18 protein-coding genes are annotated in these 19,499 nt (G+C 61.7%); 5 read left to right on the forward strand and 13 right to left on the reverse strand.

Going from position 1 to position 19,499, the window contains the following annotated elements:
• Positions 1-40 precede the first annotated feature (40 nt).
• The 4 genes from CRO18_RS05990 to CRO18_RS06005 all read right to left on the reverse strand — a co-directional run bounded on the left by CRO18_RS05990 (position 41) and on the right by CRO18_RS06005 (position 5,473).
• Entirely contained in the window at positions 41-1,321 is a 1,281-nt protein-coding gene (locus tag CRO18_RS05990; protein ID WP_097081570.1) for a PQQ-like beta-propeller repeat protein, read from the reverse strand.
• Between the two features lie 83 nt (positions 1,322-1,404).
• Positions 1,405-2,049: a tetratricopeptide repeat protein gene (locus tag CRO18_RS05995; RefSeq protein ID WP_143128600.1), complete on the reverse strand. Its 645-nt coding sequence runs from the start codon at positions 2,047-2,049 to the stop codon at positions 1,405-1,407.
• 112 nt (positions 2,050-2,161) lie between these two features.
• A complete protein-coding gene (locus tag CRO18_RS06000) occupies positions 2,162-4,006 on the reverse strand; it encodes an ABC transporter ATP-binding protein/permease (RefSeq protein WP_097081571.1) in 1,845 nt (614 codons plus the stop codon).
• Positions 4,007-4,174: 168 nt separating this feature from the next.
• A complete protein-coding gene (locus tag CRO18_RS06005; protein WP_170952567.1) occupies positions 4,175-5,473 on the reverse strand; it encodes a LysM peptidoglycan-binding domain-containing protein in 1,299 nt (432 codons plus the stop codon).
• Positions 5,474-5,590: 117 nt separating this feature from the next.
• On the opposite strand from CRO18_RS06005, the gene CRO18_RS06010 reads away from it, so the two are divergent.
• Positions 5,591-6,163 (forward strand): TIGR00730 family Rossman fold protein, encoded by a 573-nt coding sequence (locus CRO18_RS06010; RefSeq protein ID WP_097081414.1) that lies wholly within the window; start codon positions 5,591-5,593, stop codon positions 6,161-6,163.
• A gap of 41 nt (positions 6,164-6,204) precedes the next feature.
• Here CRO18_RS06010 and rarD read toward each other — a convergent pair whose 3' ends face one another.
• Complete coding sequence (gene rarD, locus CRO18_RS06015; RefSeq protein ID WP_097081415.1) at positions 6,205-7,089, reverse strand: EamA family transporter RarD; 885 nt, start codon at positions 7,087-7,089, stop codon at positions 6,205-6,207.
• 210 nt (positions 7,090-7,299) lie between these two features.
• Here rarD and CRO18_RS06025 point away from each other — a divergent pair, with 210 nt between their 5' ends.
• Positions 7,300-8,664, forward strand: coding sequence for a tryptophanase (locus CRO18_RS06025; protein ID WP_097081417.1), 1,365 nt, complete (start codon positions 7,300-7,302; stop codon positions 8,662-8,664).
• Positions 8,665-8,764: 100 nt separating this feature from the next.
• On the opposite strand, the gene CRO18_RS06030 is transcribed toward CRO18_RS06025, so the two are convergent.
• The 7 genes from CRO18_RS06030 to CRO18_RS06060 form a co-directional block, all read right to left on the reverse strand.
• Entirely contained in the window at positions 8,765-9,364 is a 600-nt protein-coding gene (locus tag CRO18_RS06030; protein WP_097081418.1) for a superoxide dismutase, read from the reverse strand.
• 111 nt (positions 9,365-9,475) lie between these two features.
• Positions 9,476-9,655: a hypothetical protein gene (locus CRO18_RS06035; RefSeq protein ID WP_097081419.1), complete on the reverse strand. Its 180-nt coding sequence runs from the start codon at positions 9,653-9,655 to the stop codon at positions 9,476-9,478.
• A 60-nt stretch (positions 9,656-9,715) separates the two neighbouring features.
• Complete coding sequence (locus CRO18_RS06040; protein ID WP_097081420.1) at positions 9,716-10,036, reverse strand: hypothetical protein; 321 nt, start codon at positions 10,034-10,036, stop codon at positions 9,716-9,718.
• Positions 10,037-10,301: 265 nt separating this feature from the next.
• Positions 10,302-10,853: a sarcosine oxidase subunit gamma gene (locus CRO18_RS06045; protein WP_097081421.1), complete on the reverse strand. Its 552-nt coding sequence runs from the start codon at positions 10,851-10,853 to the stop codon at positions 10,302-10,304.
• Positions 10,846-13,800: a sarcosine oxidase subunit alpha family protein gene (locus CRO18_RS06050; RefSeq protein WP_097081422.1), complete on the reverse strand. Its 2,955-nt coding sequence runs from the start codon at positions 13,798-13,800 to the stop codon at positions 10,846-10,848. Before CRO18_RS06050 ends, CRO18_RS06045 begins: the two co-directional genes overlap by 8 nt.
• Positions 13,797-14,120, reverse strand: coding sequence for a sarcosine oxidase subunit delta (locus tag CRO18_RS06055; RefSeq protein ID WP_076483197.1), 324 nt, complete (start codon positions 14,118-14,120; stop codon positions 13,797-13,799). The genes CRO18_RS06050 and CRO18_RS06055 overlap by 4 nt, the downstream gene beginning before the upstream one ends.
• A 78-nt stretch (positions 14,121-14,198) precedes the next feature.
• Positions 14,199-15,443, reverse strand: a complete 1,245-nt coding sequence (locus tag CRO18_RS06060) for a sarcosine oxidase subunit beta family protein (protein ID WP_076483196.1) — start codon at positions 15,441-15,443, stop codon at positions 14,199-14,201.
• A 235-nt stretch (positions 15,444-15,678) separates the two neighbouring features.
• Between CRO18_RS06060 and ccmI the strand changes: the two genes are divergently transcribed.
• Genes ccmI through CRO18_RS06075 form a run of 3 tightly spaced genes read left to right on the forward strand, consistent with a single transcriptional unit; the run spans position 15,679 to position 17,925 of the window.
• The gene (gene ccmI / locus CRO18_RS06065) at positions 15,679-17,223 is read left to right on the forward strand and encodes a c-type cytochrome biogenesis protein CcmI (RefSeq protein WP_097081423.1); all 1,545 of its coding nucleotides are present in this window, start codon (positions 15,679-15,681) and stop codon (positions 17,221-17,223) included.
• Positions 17,220-17,705, forward strand: a complete 486-nt coding sequence (gene ruvX / locus CRO18_RS06070; protein WP_076483194.1) for a Holliday junction resolvase RuvX — start codon at positions 17,220-17,222, stop codon at positions 17,703-17,705. The genes ccmI and ruvX overlap by 4 nt, the downstream gene beginning before the upstream one ends.
• Entirely contained in the window at positions 17,695-17,925 is a 231-nt protein-coding gene (locus tag CRO18_RS06075; protein ID WP_097081424.1) for a DUF1289 domain-containing protein, read from the forward strand. The genes ruvX and CRO18_RS06075 overlap by 11 nt, the downstream gene beginning before the upstream one ends.
• An 8-nt stretch (positions 17,926-17,933) precedes the next feature.
• On the opposite strand, the gene CRO18_RS06080 is transcribed toward CRO18_RS06075, so the two are convergent.
• A complete protein-coding gene (locus tag CRO18_RS06080) occupies positions 17,934-19,457 on the reverse strand; it encodes a hypothetical protein (RefSeq protein WP_097081425.1) in 1,524 nt (507 codons plus the stop codon).
• Positions 19,458-19,499: the final 42 nt, after the last annotated feature.

The raw sequence follows: 19,499 nt of genomic DNA on the forward strand, positions 1-19,499 counted from the left end.
AAAGCCGCGCGTGAAGCCGCCCGCTTACACGGATTTTCCCTCAACGGAAAGCGTGCAATTGCCCCGTGCGCGAAACGACATAAAGGGTAGAGCCCGCCACGATCGCATCGGTCGCCGCCCCGCCGGGGATTTCGGCCTGCCCGATAAGCGCGCCATTAGCCGGATCGAAGCTGCGCAACAACCCATCAGAGGAGACAACAAACAGCTTTCCCCCCGCCAATACCGGGCCAAGGTTCACATGGATCTCGTTTTGGCGCTTGATCTTGTCTTTGACGAAATAGGGCAGGTCTTCGGACCAGATCGTTTCGCCCGTCGACGCATCGAGACGCATTAGCTTGCCTTCATCCGAGATCAGGAAGATTGAGCCGCCAGCAACTTGCACCGGGCTTACAGCGCCTTCATCGGCGCCCCAAAGCCGCATGCCGCTCGTGGCATCAAAGGCACCAAGTTTCCCCGCAGAAGAGCCCGCATAGACGGTATTGCCAACCACGACCGGATCGCCGGTCAGGTCAGAGACAATCGTATAGCCGCGCCCGGTGCGCCCGCCCACAACCCGCGCGCGCCACACGCCCGCGCCAGTGGCACGATCCACCGCGACCATCTCGCCCGTCGCAAAGGGGAAGATCACCGTTTTGCCAGCAATCGCCGGGGCCGAAACGCCCGACATGCCCGCTTTGCCCGGCACGCCGCCCATTTGCCATTGCACCTTGCCATCAGCCGCATCAATCGCCCAAGCCGAGCCATCGCGCGCCAGCACATAAACAGAGCCATCGGCCACGGTGGGCGCACCGCCAATGCCCGCATCAAACTTTTGCCGCCAGACCACCGCCCCGCTGGCCGCATCCACGGCGACGAGTTCGGCAAAGCCCGTGGTCGCGTAAATCCGACCATCGGCATAGGCGAGACCCGAACCGGTTGCATCATCATCGCGGTCGCCCGGCGCGGCGATATCGGTCGCCCAGACCGTGGCGCCCGAGGTTGCGGTCGCGGTCAGTTGCGCGCGGCTATCAAGCGTGAAGACCTTGCCACCCGCCGCCACAGGCGCGGCGGCAATGCGGTAGCGGCGCGATTGCCCCTGCCCGATCGGCGCGGACCAGACATGCGTCAGCCCCTGCCCGATGGCAGCATTCATCAGCCCATGCGATGCACTGCCCCCGCGTTGCGGCCAATCCGCATTGGCAACGACTGCGGGAAGCGAAATCGGACGGGCCGCCTCAAGCGCGCTTGCGGGCTCTGCCCCGCCGCCATCCCCCAGCACCGCGCGCGGATCAAGCCGCTCGCCTTCCAGATGCACCTCACGCTCACAGGCCGTAAGCGCCATGGCCGCGCCCAGAATGGCAATTCCCGCAATCCGCTTCACGGCACTCTCCCCGCTCTTGTTCCTGCCTGCCCGCACGTTTGGCCTTAGGCCGCCGCCGGGTCACCGCCCAGCGCCACAATCAACTCTGTCGCGCGTTGTTGCAAGCCCGAGGTGACGCCATCCTCGGCCAGAATTTCGCGTGCCTTGGCCAGCGCGGCGTCGGTATCGCCTGCCGCCACCGCTGCAAGCGCTTGTTGTTCCATCGCCAAGAGGCGGAACGGCGCACCGGGATTGGCCAAAAGCTCAAGCTCTGCCGCACGCTCATCGGCGCTCATCAGATCCCCAGCCACCAGCACCGCCTTCAGACGCGCCAATTGGCGCAAACTGTCGGGCAAGCTCGTATCGGCACCAACGGCGCGCAAATCCGCAAGCGCGGCTTCGGGCTTGCCATCTTCGGCGGCCTGCGCAGCCGTGAGCAATTTCACCAAAGCCTCTTGCGGACCAACGGCCGAAATCCCGGCCAAAGCCTCGCCGGGGTTTTCGGTCTGCATCGCGGCCAAAACCGCATCGCCAAAGCTTTCAGCCTCGGCCTTGGCGGTAGCCTTTTGCCATTCGACATAGGCCGAACCGCCCACCAGCGCCAAAATCGCGACAACGCCGATCCAGCCATATTTGCGAAACAGCGTCCACAACCGGTCGCGCCGCACTTCTTCGGTGACTTCGTCGATGAAACTGTCGCTGTCGTGCACGCTCAAGGCTCCCTGATCTTTGCCCTATCTATACGCAAGGGCGCACCAATGCCAAGGGCAGGAAATGCCCTGAACCGCCGCAAGCGGGGGCGCTGCCCCGACACGCTTTCGCTTATTCGGCGGCTTCCGCCTCGGCCTCTTCTTCGGCCTTTTGCACCGCCCACATGCCCGCGTAGCGGCCGCCGCGTGCGAGCAACTCTTCATGCGTGCCTTCTTCGCTGATCACACCCTGTTCGAGCACCACAATCCGGTCCGCATCAACAATGGTAGAAAGCCGGTGCGCGATCACAATCACCGTGCGGCCCCGTTCCATCGCATCAAGGCTTTCTTGGATGTCGCGTTCGGTCTGGGTATCAAGCGCCGAGGTCGCTTCATCCAAAAGCAAGATCGGCGGGTCTTTGAGCAGCGTGCGCGCAATGCCGACGCGTTGCTTCTCCCCACCCGAAAGCTTCAGGCCGCGCTCGCCCACTTGGGTCTCATAGCCTTCGGGCAAGCTCATCACGAAGTCATGGATCTTGGCCTTTTTCGCCGCGGCCTCAATCTCTTCTTGCGTGGCATCGGCCTTGCCATAGGCGATGTTGTAGCGGATCGTGTCGTTGAAAAGCACCGTGTCTTGCGGCACCACGCCAATCGCCTCATGCAGGCTTTCTTGCGTGACCGAGCGCAGGTCTTGTCCGTCAATCGTGATTGCGCCGCCCGTCACCTCATAGAAGCGGAACAAGAGCCGCCCAATGGTGGATTTGCCCGAGCCAGAGGGGCCAACCAGCGCCACCTTCTGCCCCGCGCCCACCGGCAGCGTCACCCCTTTGAGGATCGGACGATCCGGATAATAGGCGAAATCGACGTTATCAAAACGGATTTCCCCGCCCGTGACCTTGATCGGCTTGGCATCCGGCGCGTCTTGAATCTCGGCGGGTTGGTGCAGCAGATCAAACATCTCGCCCATGTCGACAAGAGCTTGGCGAATTTCGCGATACACCGTGCCAAGGAACCCAAGCGGCATGGTGATTTGGATCATATAGGCCTGCACCATCACGAAATCGCCAACGGTGAGCGTGCCCGCTTGCACCTCTAGCCCCGCCATCACCATTACCGCCACAAGACCGGTGGTAATGATCAGCGCTTGGCCAGCATTGAGCGCGGCAAGGCTTTGCCCGGTTTTCACCGCCGCTTGTTCATAATGGTGCATCGAGGCGTCATAGCGCTTTGCCTCGCGCTTTTCGGCGCCGAAATACTTCACCGTTTCAAAGTTCAGCAGGCTGTCGATCGCTTTTTGGTTTGCGTCGCTATCGGCCTCGTTCATCTTTTTGCGGATCGAAACGCGCCATTCGGTGATGCGGAACGTGTAGGTGACATAGGTCCAAATCGTGCCAACAACGACCAGCGCATAGCGCCAGTCAAACAAGAAGGCAAAGATCAGCGTGACCAGCGTCAGTTCCAAAATCAGCGGCCCGACCGAGAACAGCATGAAGCGCAAAAGGAAGTCGACGCCCTTCACCCCACGCTCGACAATGCGCGACAGCCCCCCGGTTTTGCGGGTGATGTGATAGCGCAAGGACAGCGCGTGGATGTGTTGGAAGGTCTCAAGCGCCAATTGGCGAAGCGCGCGTTGAGCCACGCGCACAAAGACCGCGTCACGCAATTCGCCAAAGCCAACCGACATCAGCCGTGCCACGCCATAGGCCACGGTGAGCGCAATCGCGCCCAGCGGCAAGAGCCAGGCTTCCGAGCGGCCCTCGCCCGCAAGGCTGTCCACCGCCGCTTTGTAAAGGAAGGGCGTGCAGACCGCGACAATCTTGGCCGTGATCAAAAACGCCATCGCAATCATCACGCGCTTCTTCACCCAAGGGTGATCGGCGGGCCACAGATACGGCGCGACCGAGCGAATTGTGCGCCAACCGCGCGCGCGCTCGGATTTGTCCATCTTGCCAGCTTGCGTAATCTGAGAGGGCGGCATCAGCCCCTCCTTCCAAAACATCTTTAAGGGAGTCGGGGTCAGGCCCCTGCGGGGGGCAACCTAAAAGCCGTGGCGGGATTGTCCAGTGCCAAGTGGGCGCGGCCACGGCCCACAGCCCGCAACGGCACGCGGTTTGCCCAAGGCAAAACCAACGCGCATAGGCCGCGCCTATTCGGGCAGCGTAAAGACCTGCCCGGGATAGATCCGGTCGGGGTCACGGATTTGGTCGCGGTTCGCCTCAAATATCTGCACGTAAAGATAGGGGTCGCCATAGGTCGCCCCGGCAATCGCCCAAAGCGTGTTGCCCGCCGCGATCGTCACAGCACGGGTGCGCGGCGGCCCGGAGGCAGGCGAAGCTTGGGCCGCAGGGGCCTCGGCTGTCTCAGGCTGCGGCGCGGCGGTTGCAACCGTCTCGGGTTGCGGCGGCCCGGTGGTGAGCATGGCGCTCGCTTGCGGCAGATCGGGCATCGGGGCAAGGGCCGCCTCCAACACCGGCGGGGCCACACCTTCAAAGGCTTGTTCGGCACGCGCGAGCACTTTGCCAGCCGCATCCAGCGCATCGACGCGCAGGCTATGCGGCCCGGCAGCGGCGGCAGGCAAGCGCATCGACCAATCCCCCGTGCTGCCCGCCTGCAAGAGCCCGACCTCGGCATTGTCGATATAGGCGCGCAATAGCGCCGCCTCGGGCGCGCCCCGGCCCGAAAGCGTGATCGTGCCGTCGGGCGCGAAAGCCAGCGTGTCGATCACCAAATCGACGGCCGCGCCCGCCAGAACCCGCGTGGTACCGGTCTCAGCATCGGTGACCAGCGGCTTTTCGGCCAAGACCTGCGCGGCTTCCACCTGTTCGGCCACGGCGTCAGGGGCCGCGCCCGCCTCGGTAGCCGCCTGCGCAAGGGCAAGCGGGCTTGGCGCAACGGTCAGGCTTTCCCCCGCCACTTGCGCAACGCCATTCGCCCCGGTCACTCGGATCTGCAGCGCACGCGGTTCGGCAGAAGGGTCAATATCAACAAGCGCGGCAAAGGCCCCGGTGGCGTTGGCGGTCACCGTCTCAATCACCGCGCCCTCAAGCAGCAATTCCACCTGCGCACCGGGGGCAACGGTGCCCGCCAAAGTTAGTGCCCCTTCGGGTGTGACGCGCAAAGCATCATAGCGGGCCACCGGGGTGGGCTCTGGGTCCGGCTGCACATCTTCCGCCACAACGGGCGCGGGCGCGGGCGCCACAGCCTCGCGCGCAGCCTCAGCTTCAACGACAGGCTCTTGCTCGATTTCTGGCGCAGGCTCCACCGCAAGCGCGGGCACGGCGGCGGGTTCTGTGACCGCCTCCGGCATGGCCAGCTTGGGTTCAGGTGCGGGCGCGGGCGTCAGATCGCGCCCGGAAAAACTCCACCAACCATAGCCCGCGAGCGCCAGCACAAGCGCGCTAGCCCCGCCGAGCCAAGCCCCGCCCCGAATTCCACCTTCGGACATCGCGCGCATCCTTCTTCGTCTTGGCAGCCACCCGCCGCTTGAGTGCGCTCATCTGACCCGGTATCACGAAGGAAAGCAACTCCCGCCAAAGTCGAATTTTCCCATAAGGACCGTCAGATGAGTGCTTCCTCCCCCGTCAAACCCGCCCGTTCGGTCTGTGTGTTCTGCGGCTCGCGCCACGGCACCCGCGCCGCCTATACCAATGACGCCCAAGCCACCGGGCAAATGCTGGCACGGCGCAGCTGGCGGCTGGTTTATGGCGCAGGCGATGTGGGGCTGATGGGCGAGGTCGCGCGCGCCGCACAAGAGGCTGGCGCCGAGACCTTTGGCGTGATCCCCGAACATCTGTTTCGCCTTGAGGTCGGCAAGCGCGATCTGAACACTTTCATCGTCACCGAAAACATGCATGAGCGCAAAAAGGTCATGCATATGAATTCCGACGCAGTGGTGGTGCTGCCCGGCGGCGCGGGCAGTTTGGATGAGTTTTACGAGGTGCTCACGTGGCGCCAGATCGGGCTGCATGAAAAGCCGATCTATCTGCTCAACACCGGGGGCTATTGGAACCCGCTTTTGGCGCTCAATGACCATGTGGTGGCGGAGGGGTTTGCCAGCGCGAGCCTTTTGGACATGGTGCAAGTGATCGACACGGTCGAGGCGCTGGAAACCGCGCTAGACACCGCTTTTAGCTAAACGCCTCTCGCAAAGGGTGCTGGGGCGCTGCCCCCGCAAGCTCAGCCTTTGCGGCGCAGGCTGGCGGCGGAATAAAGCGCCAAAGCGCCCCAAATCAGCGGGAAGGCGACCGCATGGGCCGCGGTAAAGGGTTCGGCAAAAACCACAACCGCCACAAGGAATTGCAGCGTGGGGTTAAGGTATTGCACCAGCCCCAAAGTGGCCATGCGCACCCGCCGCGCCGCATAGGAAAAGAGCATCAAAGGCCCGCCGGTCAAAATGCCGGAAAAGGCCAGCATCACCGAATGGCTGAGGCTTTGCCCAAAGGCCCCGGAATGGGGCGGCAGACCAAACCAGCCAAAATGCTTCGCCGCGAGGAGCCCCACCGCAAGCGGCACCAAAATCACCACCTCGGCCAAAACCGAGATCACCGGCGGCACGTCGATGCGCTTTTTGATCAGCCCATAAAGCCCAAAGGTGCCCGCGAGCAGAAGCGCAATCCACGGTGCCGCGCCCAAGGCCCATGTGAGGTAACCCACCGCAACGGCGGCAATGGCCACAGCCACCCCTTGGGCGCGCCCCATCTTTTCACCAAAGACCGCCATGCCCAAAGCCACGGCGACCAACGGGAAGATGTAATAGCCCAGCGAGGCTTCGACCGCATGTCCGTTTTGCACCGACCAAATGAAACCAAACCAGTTGATTGAAATAACAACGGCGGCGATCAGCAGCACCCGCACAGCGCGGCTTCTCAGTGCCGCCCAAAGCACCGCGCCCCGACCCTGCGCCGCGACCACCGCCCCCAAAAAGACCGCCGACCAGATTGTGCGATGCGCCAAGACCTCGGTCGGGGGCACCTCAGAGAGCGCCTTATAATAGATGCCCGACAGCCCCCAAACCACGCAGGCCGCAACAATCGCCCAAAAGCCTTTGGTGGTCTCTTGCATCGCTTTCTCCTGCGTCAAAACGCTTAAGAGCCCGCCCTTGCGGCGCCGTCAAGCGCGACTTGACCAAAGCTGCGCCGGGTGGCATTTTTCACCCCGCAACCCCTTTGGGCGCTGAGCGCGGTCCGGCTATATCCGGGCAACCGCGGCGCTTCGGCCCCATCGTGCAATGGTTGCCACGAGTCTGACGGGGTCGATTTCAGGAGCCCCGTGATGAAAACGATCATCGAACCCTTTCGCATCAAATCGGTTGAGCCGATCCGCCTGACCTCGCGCCCCGAGCGTGAGCGGATGCTGGCGGAGGTTGGCTATAACCTGTTTGGTCTGCATTCCGACGATGTGCTGATTGACCTACTCACCGATTCCGGCACTGGCGCGATGTCTTCGCACCAATGGGCGGCGGTGATGCGCGGTGATGAAAGCTATGCCGGCTCGCCCAGCTTCACCCGCTTTGAAGCGGCGGTGAAGAACCTGATGCCGTTCAAACATGTGATCCCCACCCACCAAGGCCGTGCGGCGGAAGCGATCATGTTTTCGATCTTTGGGGGCGCGGGCAAATGCATCCCGTCGAACACCCATTTTGACACCACGCGCGGCAATATCGAGGCTTCGGGCGCGCAAGGCGATGACCTTGTGATTGCCGAGGGCAAAGACCCGCAAAGCCTGCACCCGTTCAAAGGCAATATGGATCTGGGCAAGCTCGAAGCTTACCTGCAAGAGCATGGTGATGCCGTGCCGGTGGTGATGCTGACCATCACCAACAATGCGGGCGGCGGCCAGCCGGTCAGCCTTGAAAACATTCGCGGCGTGGCTGCGCTTGCGCATCGCTTTGGCAAGCCCTTCATCATTGATGGCTGCCGCTTTGCCGAAAACGCGTGGTTCATCAAATGCCGCGAAGAGGGGCAAGCCGATCGCACCATCCCCGAGATCGTGCGCGATTGCTTTGCCGTGGCCGATGGCATGACGATGTCGGCCAAGAAAGACGCGTTCGGCAATATTGGTGGCTGGCTCGCGCTCAATGATGATGATCTGGCCGAGCAAGCGCGCGGGCACCTGATCCGCACCGAAGGGTTTGTCACCTATGGCGGGCTTGCGGGGCGTGATTTGGATGCGCTCGCACAAGGTCTGAGCGAGATCGTGGAAGAAGATTATCTGCGCTACCGTATCCGCACCAATGAATACATCGTCGAACGGCTTGATGCGATGGGCATTCCGGTGGTGAAACCGGCGGGCGGGCATGCGGTCTTTATTGATGCGCGCGCGTGGCTCGACCATATTCCGCCGCTGCAATACCCCGGTCAGGCTTTGGCCGTGGCGCTTTATGAAATTGCGGGCATTCGCTCTTGTGAGATTGGCACCGCGATGTTTGGCCGCCAGCCCGATGGGTCAGAAAAGCCCGCCGCGATGGATTTGGTGCGCCTTGCCTTCCCGCGCCGCACCTATACGCAAAGCCATGCCGATTACATCGTCGAGGCCTTTGAAGAGGTGGCAGCCGCGAAAGACAGCCTGCGCGGCTATAAGATCGTGAAAGAGCCGAAACTGATGCGCCACTTCACCTGCCGTTTCGAAAAGCTTTAAGGGCGGGAACCGGTTCCCGGGCCAAGCATTCGAACCCGTGCAAAATAAAACCGGCCCCAAACGGGGCCGGTTTCGTCTTTCCGGAGGTTATTTCGGTGCCTCAGAGACGCGAGGCGACGTTTTCCCAGTTCACCAGCTTGTCGAGGAAGTTGGTAAGGTAGGCCGGGCGCTTGTTGCGGAAGTCGATGTAGTAGCTGTGCTCCCACACGTCGCAGCCAAGCAAAGCGGTTTGGCCAAAGCACAGCGGGTTCACGCCGTTTTCGGTCTTGGTGACTTTCAGCGCGCCATCGGTGTCTTTCACCAGCCACGCCCAGCCCGAGCCGAATTGCGCGGCACCGGCGGCGGCGAACTCTTCTTTGAATTTCTCAACCGAGCCAAAGCTTTCGACCAGCGCTTTTTCCAGCTCGCCCGGCATCACTTTGCCGCCCGGCCCCATCATTTCCCAAAACTGGGCGTGGTTCCAATGCTGCGACGCGTTGTTGAAAATGCCCGATTGCGCCACGGCGCCCGCGGCATAGGTGCCTTTGACGATCTCTTCGACCGATTTGCCTTCCCATTCGGTGCCCGCGATCAGCTTGTTGCCGTTATCGACATAGGCTTTGTGGTGCAGGTCGTGGTGGTATTCGAGCGTTTCCGCCGACATGCCCAGACCAGCAAGCGCATCATGGGCATAGGGAAGATCGGGAAGTTCAAAAGCCATTGGATTGATCCTTTTTTCGGTTCTGTTGCGACTAAATGAAGCACCGAAAGCGCCAAGGTCAAGGGCAAGCAGCGGATAAATTCTGCACAGCCCTCGGGCCTTAGGTGCACATTAGCCGATGTCGTCTTCTGTGGTCTTGCGCGCCGCAGCCGCCGCCTTCATCCGCGCCAGCAGATCCGCCTTGTCCGCGCCCTTGCCAAAGGGGTTCTTGGCCGAGCCTTTGGCATTGTGCTCGGCGTGACGCGGCGCGTTTTGGCCCGGCTTCACGCCGCCTGATTTTGAATAGTCCATGAGTGGTCTCCCGTTTCACATAGTGTCGCGTGAAACGGGGGGAGTTGCAATGTCGCAGCCTCATTCTTCGCGGCAGGCCCCTTCGCCGCGAAAGGTATTGGAAAAGCCGCGGGGGATCATCGACAGGCTGGCGCGGTTCGTCGCTTTGACGATGGTGAGCTTGTAATCGAGGTAGGGCGCATATTGGCTGCCGCTGTCACGCGCCCCCTTGACGGTCCAGGCATAGGTTGTCCGACGGGCGTTATCGACGGTGATGCGAGCAGTGACGGGTTGCCCATGCACATGCGCAATGACGGGATCATAGGCCACGGTCTTGCCAGACTTATCGACCACCACAAAAATCTCAGGCTGAATCCAGTTCCCGCGCGGGCGCTGGGTCATCGTACAACTGATCAGCTTGCCGCCGGGTGGTGCTTTGAAGCTCGGGCGCGGTGATTTGGAAAATGCAGGTGACGCGAGGCAGGCAAGTACAGCAACACACGCGAAAATGGGCTTAAACATCGAATACTCCAACAAAGTGCGCGGCCTTTGTTCCACCCGCCTTTGGGACGCGCAAGCAAAAAGGGGGGCAAAGCCCCCCAAATCTGTGCCCGAGCGATTTTCACCCGACACTCGCTTGAAAACAGGGGGAAACCCCCTGCCCGGCTTAGTAGATCTCGCCACCTTTGCGCGACGAAACCTCCAAAAGGCCCATCATGTAACCGGCCACCGAACGGAAGCAGATCACGCTGAGTTCTTCGGGGCCAGAACGCCAGACGGCGGCGGGCACTTGCGCCGCACGCGAGCGGCGCATCTCGCCTGCTTCAAGGGTTTCAAAGTCGATGGGGCAGAGCTTCATCAGCACTTCATCGCCTTTGGCGCCTGAAACGGTGAACATCGCGCGGGCATCCGACACGTTGGTCACAAGCGCATGTTCCTTGGCCAAAGCCTTTTCCAGATCAGCGGTGACTTGTGCGGCTTCTTCATAGCCGCACAGCACCAAAAGCTCATCCGGGCTCATCCAAGCCACCGAGCGGGCGCCTTCGGTCACGATGGCGCGTTGCGCGGGCACCTTCAGCCCCAGCGCCTTGAGCCCTTTGGCAAGCGCCTTGGAGCCCAGATCAGCGCGCAAGGTGACCATGCCCTTCAGACCCGCCTCGGTGACAGTGGCAAAGCCGGTGTGGGATTGCCCGTTCAGTGCAGAAACGGCCTTAGACATCGGCTTTCTCCCCTGCTTTGTCGTAGAACACCGGATCGACGATCCGCGCTTGGATCACCACGCCATTATCGGCGGGGAAATCAAGCACTTCGCCCATCCGCTCCGGCCCGTGTTTCACCAGCCCCATCGCGATGCCTTTTTTCAGCATCGGCGAATAGTAGGTGGAGGTCACGCGGCCTTGCACGTTGCGCTGGTTGTTCTCGTTCACGCCTTGATCCACGGCATAAACGCCATCGGGCAGCACCGTGCCATCAAGCGTTTCAAGCCCCACAAGCCGCCACCGATCCGGGTCGGCCATATGGGTGCGCAGTTGCGCGCGCTTGCCAAGGAAGTCTTCCTTCTTCTTGGAAATCGCCCAGCCAAGGTTGAGGTCTTGCGGAATCACCGTGCCATCGGTTTCGTCGCCGATCATGATGAAGCCTTTTTCGGCGCGCATCACGTGCAGAGCTTCGGTGCCGTAAGGCATGGCGCTGAACTCGGCCCCGGCCTCGTTCAGTTTTTCCCAAAGCGCGAGACCCATATTCGCGGGGACCGCGATTTCATAGGACAGCTCGCCCGAGAACGAAATCCGATAGATCCGCACCGGGAAGCCACCAAGCTCGCCTTCTTTGAAGGTCATGAAGGGCAGCGCCTCTTTCGAGACGTCCATCCCGCCAAGTTTCTCAAGCAGCTTGCGCGCTTTCGGGCCGACCACGGCGATTTGCGCATATTGCTCGGTCAGGTTGGCGGTATAGACCTTCCAATCCCACCATTCGCATTGCAGCCAATCTTCCATATGGCCGTGGATGTGATCCGCCCCACCCGAGGTGGTGTGGCACAGCCAAGTGTCTTCGGCCAAGCGCACGACAACACCATCGTCGATCAGGAAGCCGTTGTCCGAGCACATCAGACCATAGCGGCATTTACCGACCGGCAGGGTCGACATCATGTTGGTATACATCATGTCGAGGAACTTGCCGGCATCGGGCCCTTTGACGACGATTTTGCCAAGCGTCGAGGCGTCAAGCAGGCCCACATTGGTGCGGGTGTTGACGATTTCGCGGTTGACGCTGTCGCGATGCCCCTCGCCCGCACGCGGGTAGGTATAGGGGCGGCGCCACAGGCCCACCGGCTCCCAATGCACGCCATGCGCTTCGTGCCAGCCATGCATCGGCGTTTTGCGCAGCGGTTGGAAAATTTCGCCGCGCGCTTCGCCGGTGACCGCGCCGAAGGAAATCGGCGTGTAGGGCGGACGGAAGGTGGTGGTGCCGGTTTGCGGAATGGCTTGGCCAAGCGCATCAGAAAGCACGGCCAGACCGTTGATATTGCTCAGCTTACCCTGGTCAGTGGCCATCCCAAGCGTGGTATAGCGCTTGGTATGTTCAACAGAGGCGTAGCCTTCGCGGGCGGCCAATTGCACGTCCGAAACCTTCACGTCGTTTTGGAAGTCGAGGAAGGATTTGAACTTCAGATCATTGCCAGCCTTGGCGGGCATGATCCAAACCGGGGTGATCGGGTGTTCTTCTTCCGCACCACCTGCAATGCCAGCCTCGGCGCAAAGCGCGTTAAGCGTCAGCGCGCCATTGGCGGAACCGACCACTTCGGCAATCGGCTGGCCTTTGTCGCCCACCGGCGGACGGGCCGGATCGGGGCGGAACATCGCGCCCGCTTCATCCCACATCACCTTGCCGCCCGAATGCGAATAAAGGTGCACGACCGGCGACCAACCGCCCGACATCGCCACACAATCGCAGCCCAGCACATCTTCAACGCTGCCGGTGCCGTTTTGACGGCAGATTTCCACCGCCACAACGCCCGACTTGCCGCGCACTTTGGAGATCGCATGGCCTTCAAGCACTTTCACGCCACGCTCTTTGACCGCTTGCACGAGCGCGCCATTGGCCATTTCGCGCGCGTCGATCACGGCAACGACTTTTTGCCCGGCATCAAGCGCACAAAGCGCGGTGCGATAGGCGTCGTCGTTGTTGGTCACAACCACGATTTCCTTGCCCGGAGAAACCGCCCAGTTGACGATATAATCGCGCACGGCAGAGGCGAGCATCACGCCCGGCACATCGTTGCCCGCAAACGCCAGCGGGCGTTCAATCGCACCCGAAGCGACTTTGGTCAGGCCCGCACGGACACGCCACAACCGGTGGCGCGGACGGCCATCTCCCGGGGTGTGGTCAGCCACACGTTCGTAAAGGATCGCATAGCCGTGGTCATGAAGCCCCGCCACCATCGTGCGGGTCATCAAACGGACATTGTCCATCTTGCCAAGGGCTTCGAGGGCTTTCTTCACCCAAGCCTCGGGGTCCATGCCCTCGATCTCGCCGCCATCGACGGGTGCACGCCCGCCCCAATGCGCGGTTTGCTCGGCCACGAGAACGCGTTTGCCCTCTGCCGCCGCTTTCAGCGCCGCCATCAGGCCTGCAACACCGCCGCCCGCAACCAGCACGTCGCAATAGGCATAGGCTTGTTCATAGCGGTCCGCGTCGGCTTTGGTCGGCGCAGCGCCAAGACCCGCCGCTTGCCGCACGATCGGCTCAAAGAGTTTGTGCCACGCCCAAGTGGAGACCATGAAGGTCTTGTAGTAAAAGCCCGCGGGCAGCATCCGATAGGCGTAATCGTTGATCGCGCCCACATCGAAAGCGAGCGTCGGCCAGTGGTTTTGGCTCGAAGCCACGGCACCGTTGAACAGCTCGGTGGTGGTGGCGCGCTGATCAGGCTCCAGCCGGTCGCCTTTGCCGAGGTTCAACAGCACGTTCGGCTCTTCCACGCCCGAGGCCACAAGCCCACGCGCACGGTGATATTTGAACGAGCGGCCCAACAGCGATTTGCCAGCCCCGAGCAGCGCCGAGGCGAGCGTGTCGCCCTCATAGCCTTTGTAGCGGGAATGGTTGAAGGTGAAGGTCAGTTCCTTCGAGCGGTCAACCAGACGGCCGCCCGTTTTCAGACGTTGGCTCATTTGTAGCCCTCCCAACCGGGGCGTTTTTCTTTGATTTTGGCAATCAGCTCGGCGGGGGGTTCGGTCGTTTGCGCCGGATAGGAGCCAAAAACCTCAAGCGTGGCGGTGCAGCGCGCGGTCAAAAACCACTTGCCGCAGCCATAGGCATGGCGCCAGCGTTCAAAATGCACGCCTTTGGGGTTTTTGCGGGCGAACATATAGGTTTCAAACTCTTCGTCCGACGAGCCGGGGCCAAAGCGTTTCAGATGCGCCTCGCCGCCGGGGGCCAATTCGGTCTCCTCGACGGTCACGCCGCAACAGGGGCAGGTGAGTGTCAGCATGTCAGCGGGCCTTCTTGATGACGCGCGCCGGGTTTTGCGCCCCGGCAAAGTGGAAAGAAGTCGGGTTGCAGCACAGCATCAGTGCGCCACCCCGGCGGCAACGCTCTCGTCGATGAACTGGCCTTCTTTGAAGCGTTTGAGGCTGAAATCGGCGGCCAAGGGCGAGTATTCTTTGGCGACAAGTTCCGCCATCGCATAGCCCGAACCCGGGATCGCCTTGAAGCCGCCGGTGCCCCAGCCGCAGTTGACATAGATGCCCTCGACCGGGGTTTTCGACAGGATCGGCGAGCGGTCACCGGTCATGTCCACAATGCCACCCCATTGGCGCAGCATCTTGAGCCGCGAGATCACCGGGAAGGTTTCCACCAAGGCACGGGTCGTTTGCTCGACATGGTGCCACGAGCCGCGTTGGGTGTAGTTGTTGAACCCGTCGGTGCCGCCGCCAATGACCAATTCGCCCTTGTCGGATTGCGACATGTAGCCGTGCACGAGGTTCGCCATGACCACCACATCAATGGTCGGTTTGATCGGCTCAGACACCCAAGCTTGCAACGCGGCAGATTCGATCGGCAGACGGAAGCCCGCCATTTCGGCCAGAACGCTCGAATGGCCGGCAACGACCATGGCGAGCTTGTTGCAGTCGATCTCACCTTTGGTGGTGTTCACGCCCACAACCTTGCCGCGCGCGGTGCGCACGCCGGTCACTTCGCAGTTTTGGATGATATCCATGCCCATTGCGGAGCATTTGCGGGCGTAGCCCCACGCCACCGCATCGTGGCGCGCGGTGCCGCCGCGTTCTTGATAAAGCGCGCCCAGAACCGGGTAGCGCGGCCCGTCGATGTTCAGGATCGGCACGAGGCTCTTGACCTCATCGCGTTCGATCCAGCGGGTTTCGACGCCTTGCAGGTTGTTGGCATACACGGTGCGCTTATAGCCGCGCATCTCATGTTCGGACTGCGCCAGCATCAAAAGGCCGCGCGGGCTGAACATGACGTTGTAGTTCAGGTCAGCGCTCAGCTCTTCGTAAAGCGAGCGCGCCTTTTCATAGATCGCCGCCGACGGATCTTGCAGATAGTTCGAGCGAATGATCGTGGTGTTGCGGCCCGTGTTACCGCCGCCAAGCCAGCCCTTTTCGATGATGGCCACATTGGTGATGCCATGCACCTTGCCAAGGTAGTAAGCCGTGGCCAGCCCGTGGCCACCCGCGCCGACGATGATCACGTCATAGCGTTTTTTCGGTTCAGGCGATGCCCATGCCTTTTCCCATCCGGAATGGTAGCGCAGCGCCTCGCGCGCAACGGCGAAGATCGAATAACGTCTCATCGGCCCTCTCTGGGTTGGGAAGCAGTGGCGACTCTGTCGCATGTTTTTTCTTAGATGAACCTCCCTGCCCCCCGAAAGCCCCCCTCAAGCGGCATCCGAGAGAAAAAAGCGACATTGCACGTGCAGCATGAACACGAGGCTGTGAGGAACGGGGCTGTGAGGAGCGCCCCGCGCGCTTGGCTCTTTCTGGAACGGTTCGAAACCGCTAAGGGGAAAGCGGAGAAGAGGAGACCCGATGCTGTTCTGGATCATCTGCGCCACTTTGGTGGCTGCCATCGCCTTTGCCCTTGCGATCACACTTTTGCGCCCACGCGGGGCCGAGGTGCCCGCCGCCGTGCAAGATATGCAGGTGTATCGCACGCAATTGGCCGAGGTGGAGAAAGACCGCGCGCGCGGCGTGCTGGCGCCAGAAGAGGCCAATCGGCTGAAAATCGAAATCTCGCGCCGCCTGCTCGAAGCAGATCGCGCCGCGCAAGCCGCAATGGTGCAAGCGGGCGGGCAAGCGCCGCGCGGGTTGACCGTTGCGATGGCTGGGATTGTGGTTGCCGCCCTTGCGGGCACCTTCTTCCTTTATGATTGGCTGGGGGCAAATGGCATGCCCGATGAGCCGATGGCGAAGCGCATTGCGGCGGCCAATGACAGCTACACAAGCCGCCCCTCGCAAGAAGAGGCGGAAAAGGTCGCCTTGGCCGAGCGCGGCCCGATGCCGGAGGTTCCGCAAGAGTTCCAAGAGCTTATGGAGCGCCTGCGCAAAGCCGTGCAAGATCGCCCCAACGATATTCGCGGGCTTGACCTTCTCGCCGTGAACGAGATGCAGGTCGGCAATTATCATGCCGGATGGGAGGCACAACGGCGGTTGATCGCGCTCAAAGGCGACAGCGCCACCGCAGAAGATTACGCGCGTCTGGGCGAGTTCATGTTCATCGCGGCAGGCCAAGGCATCATTACCCCCGAGACCGAAGCCGCCTTTGCCACCGCGCTCGACAAAGACCGCACCAATGCGCGCGCGCTTTTCTACCTTGGTCTGATGATGGGGCAAAACCAGCGCCCAGACCGTGCGTTTCGGCTGTGGGATGCAGCTTTGCGCGTCTCGGCCCCCGAAGATCCTTGGGTGCCGCTGATCATGCAAAATATCGACGCGCTTGCATGGCTGGCGGGCGAGGATGATTACACCGCACCGATGCCGGTGCCGCGCGGCCCGACCGCCGAAGATTTGGCCGCCGCGCAAGATATGCCCCCGGCAGAGCGCGCGCAAATGGTGCGCGGCATGGTCGAGGCGCTCAATGCGCGCATGGCGAATGAAGGCGGCACGATCGACGATTGGGAAAAACTGATCTCGTCTTTGCGGATCATTGGCGAGGCAGAACGCGCCGAGGCGATTGCCGGGGAAGCGCGCGAGAAATTTGTCAACCGCACCGAAGATCTTGCCCGGATTGAGGCCGCCGCTGCCACGCCCTTGGGCGAAAAAGTGGAAGACCCCGCCCCTGCCGCGCCGATGATGCCTGGCCCAAGCGCCGAGCAGGTGCAAGCCGCAGGCGAAATGAGCGCCGAGGATCGCCAAGCGATGATCGAAGGCATGGTCGAGCGCCTCGTGACCCGCCTCAACGAAGAAGGCGGCAGCGTGGAGGAATGGACCCGCGCGATTGGCGCGCTCTCCACCATCGGCAAAACGGATGAGGCGAAAGAGATGCTCGCCAAAGCCCGTGCCGCTTTGGCCGAGGATGCGCAAGCCCTTGCCGCGCTTGAAGCCGCTGCCAAATCCGCCGGGGTAAGCGAATGATCTGTGCTAGCATCGAAGAGTTCGCCACCGCCCTGCCCCGCATTGGCGGTTTGGCGGGGCTCGACCTTGGTACCAAGACGCTTGGGGTCTCTATCTCTGACGGGTTGCGCTCAATCTCTACGCCCCTGCGCACCATCCGGCGGCAAAAGTTCACCCTTGATGCGGCGGAGCTTTTAAAGATCGTGGAGGAGCGCGAAATTGTCGGGCTGGTGCTCGGCCTACCAATGAATATGGATGGCTCCGAGGGCCCGCGCGCGCAATCCACCCGCGCCTTTGCGCGCAACCTTGAAAAGCTCACGCCACTGCCGATCGCCTTTTGGGATGAGCGTTTGTCGACCGTCGCGGCCGAACGCGCGATGCTTGAGGCGGATTTATCTCGAAAACGTCGCGCCGAATTGGTGGACCATGTGGCTGCGGGCTTTATCTTGCAAGGCGCGCTCGACCGGCTCGGGCACCTTCGGAGACAGGCCAATGACGGATGACGTCTGGAAACGTGACGAGATTGAAAGCCCCTGCGTGAAGCTGTGTCAAATCCACCGCGAGGAACGGATTTGCATCGGCTGCTACCGCAGTTTGGATGAAATCGGCCAATGGTCGGTGCTTTCTCCCGAAGAACGCCGCGCGATCATGGCAGAACTGCCCGCCCGCGCGCCCCGCCTTGCCAAACGCCGCGGCGGGCGTGCGGCCCGGCAAAGCGAGTAAGAGAACGCTTACGCGCCCGGAACCACCGCATAGAGATCGAAGCTCTCGCCGAGATGGCCTGAGAAGACCTTATCGCCCAGACGCGCCTTTGGCGCGGCCCCCAGATAGGTGTTCAGCATCAAAACGTTTGTGGGCCAATCGGCAAAATGGGTCGCCTCAATCTGCGCGAGATAATCGCCCAACCGATGCGCCCCAATAGCCTCTTTCGCGGCGCGGTTCACAACGCCATCAAGATTGATGACCCGGATGTGCTTTTCCGCATAGGGCGCACTTCCCGCCCACCATCCTAAGGCCCCGGATTGCATCGCCGCCAAGACCGCGTTTGCGGGAAGCTGGTCCAAAATGCCTTCCACCTGCCGCGTGTACCCCCGATCGGTGCGCAACATCATCGGGGCGGAAAGCACGCGCAGATGGGTTGAGGCGCTGATCGCGATCAAAACACCCCCAAGCGCAAGTGCAGCAACGACCCGCCCTGCCCGGCCCTCTGCATGCGCGGCAAAGGTGAGGACCAGCAAGATCGTCGAAAACAGCAAAACCGGGTTCAAATAGCGATCAAAGAACCAAAAGGCGGGCAAATAGAACAGATAGAACCCCAGATAAAGCAACCCCGAAAGCGCAAGGACGCCAGCGAGATTCATGGCCCGTGCGCGCCAAAGCTGCGCCAGCCCCGCCAACAAGCTGCCCAGAACGATGACGGCACCAATCCCCAAAACACGATCCGAAAGCAGCGTATCAAGGGCGATCCCAATCCGGTTGAGCCCCATCATCGGGCCAAGTTTTTCAATCGTGTGATGAAACTCCACGATTTGGCGCACTGCGGCGCCACTTTCGGGCACTGGCGCGCCGAAGCGCAGGCAGTAAAGCACCCAAGGCAGCACAACGACCGCCGCCACCAAGGCCACGACTGCGGTGCGCAAGACCCCAAGCCGGGAAAGCCCCAATAGCCCGGCTGGCAGCAGGAAAAGCACACTGTCAATCCGCGCCAAAAGTGCCGCGCCCGCAACGCCACCAATGACTGCGGCACGCGCAAAAGACCCCTGCCCGTCCGTTCCCTGCACCAGCCAAAGCACCCAGAGCAGCAGCGCAGCCGCGAGCGAGGTTTCCAGCCCATTGAGTGCGTTGCCAGAAAGCCCGGGCGAAACAGCAACAAGTGCCGCCGTCACGAGACCCGGCCAAAGCGTGCTGCTTTCGCGTGCGGCCAGCATCCCCGCCAAGGCCGCCGTCAGCGCACCAAAGCCCGCCGAGACAACCACCGCCCCGAGCACCAGCGTTTTCGGGTCCGAAAACAGCAAAAACAGCGGCAGTTCAAACAACACGATCAGTGGCTGCAAGCCCGAGGTCTGAATAATCCCATCCGTGCTAAGGCCCCGGCCTTCAAACAGGTTCCGCGCGATGGAGAGCGTATAATAGGTGTCATCGGGCAAAAAGCGCCCGTCAATCTGCGCAAATCCAAGGCGCAGATAGGCAATGCTCAGCGCGAGCGACAGAAGCGCACCAAACGCGCCAACGAAGAGAAGCCGAGACGTTTTCATTGCCAAATCTTTTGAAACCGGACTGAGGCGCATAGGGCGACG

The organism is Rhodobacter sp. JA431, assembly GCF_900217725.1.
In the GTDB taxonomy this organism is placed as follows: Bacteria; Pseudomonadota; Alphaproteobacteria; order Rhodobacterales; family Rhodobacteraceae; genus Rhodobacter; species Rhodobacter aestuarii.

Bases quoted from the DNA above. Each gene is read 5' to 3' on its own strand.
- CRO18_RS06010 (WP_097081414.1), top strand. From the start codon at position 5,591: ATGAGTGCTTCCTCCCCCGTCAAACCCGCCCGTTCGGTCTGTGTGTTC.
- CRO18_RS06050 (WP_097081422.1), bottom strand. From the start codon at position 13,800: ATGAGCCAACGTCTGAAAACGGGCGGCCGTCTGGTTGACCGCTCGAAG.
- CRO18_RS06035 (WP_097081419.1), bottom strand. From the start codon at position 9,655: ATGGACTATTCAAAATCAGGCGGCGTGAAGCCGGGCCAAAACGCGCCG.
- CRO18_RS06060 (WP_076483196.1), bottom strand. From the start codon at position 15,443: ATGAGACGTTATTCGATCTTCGCCGTTGCGCGCGAGGCGCTGCGCTAC.
- CRO18_RS06080 (WP_097081425.1), bottom strand. From the start codon at position 19,457: ATGAAAACGTCTCGGCTTCTCTTCGTTGGCGCGTTTGGTGCGCTTCTG.
- CRO18_RS06030 (WP_097081418.1), bottom strand. From the start codon at position 9,364: ATGGCTTTTGAACTTCCCGATCTTCCCTATGCCCATGATGCGCTTGCT.
- rarD (WP_097081415.1), bottom strand. From the start codon at position 7,089: ATGCAAGAGACCACCAAAGGCTTTTGGGCGATTGTTGCGGCCTGCGTG.
- ruvX (WP_076483194.1), top strand. From the start codon at position 17,220: ATGATCTGTGCTAGCATCGAAGAGTTCGCCACCGCCCTGCCCCGCATT.
- CRO18_RS06075 (WP_097081424.1), top strand. From the start codon at position 17,695: ATGACGGATGACGTCTGGAAACGTGACGAGATTGAAAGCCCCTGCGTG.
- CRO18_RS06025 (WP_097081417.1), top strand. From the start codon at position 7,300: ATGAAAACGATCATCGAACCCTTTCGCATCAAATCGGTTGAGCCGATC.
- ccmI (WP_097081423.1), top strand. From the start codon at position 15,679: ATGCTGTTCTGGATCATCTGCGCCACTTTGGTGGCTGCCATCGCCTTT.
- CRO18_RS06055 (WP_076483197.1), bottom strand. From the start codon at position 14,120: ATGCTGACACTCACCTGCCCCTGTTGCGGCGTGACCGTCGAGGAGACC.
- CRO18_RS05990 (WP_097081570.1), bottom strand. From the start codon at position 1,321: ATGGCGCTTACGGCCTGTGAGCGTGAGGTGCATCTGGAAGGCGAGCGG.
- CRO18_RS06005 (WP_170952567.1), bottom strand. From the start codon at position 5,473: ATGTCCGAAGGTGGAATTCGGGGCGGGGCTTGGCTCGGCGGGGCTAGC.
- CRO18_RS06040 (WP_097081420.1), bottom strand. From the start codon at position 10,036: ATGACCCAGCGCCCGCGCGGGAACTGGATTCAGCCTGAGATTTTTGTG.
- CRO18_RS06045 (WP_097081421.1), bottom strand. From the start codon at position 10,853: ATGTCTAAGGCCGTTTCTGCACTGAACGGGCAATCCCACACCGGCTTT.
- CRO18_RS06000 (WP_097081571.1), bottom strand. From the start codon at position 4,006: ATGCCGCCCTCTCAGATTACGCAAGCTGGCAAGATGGACAAATCCGAG.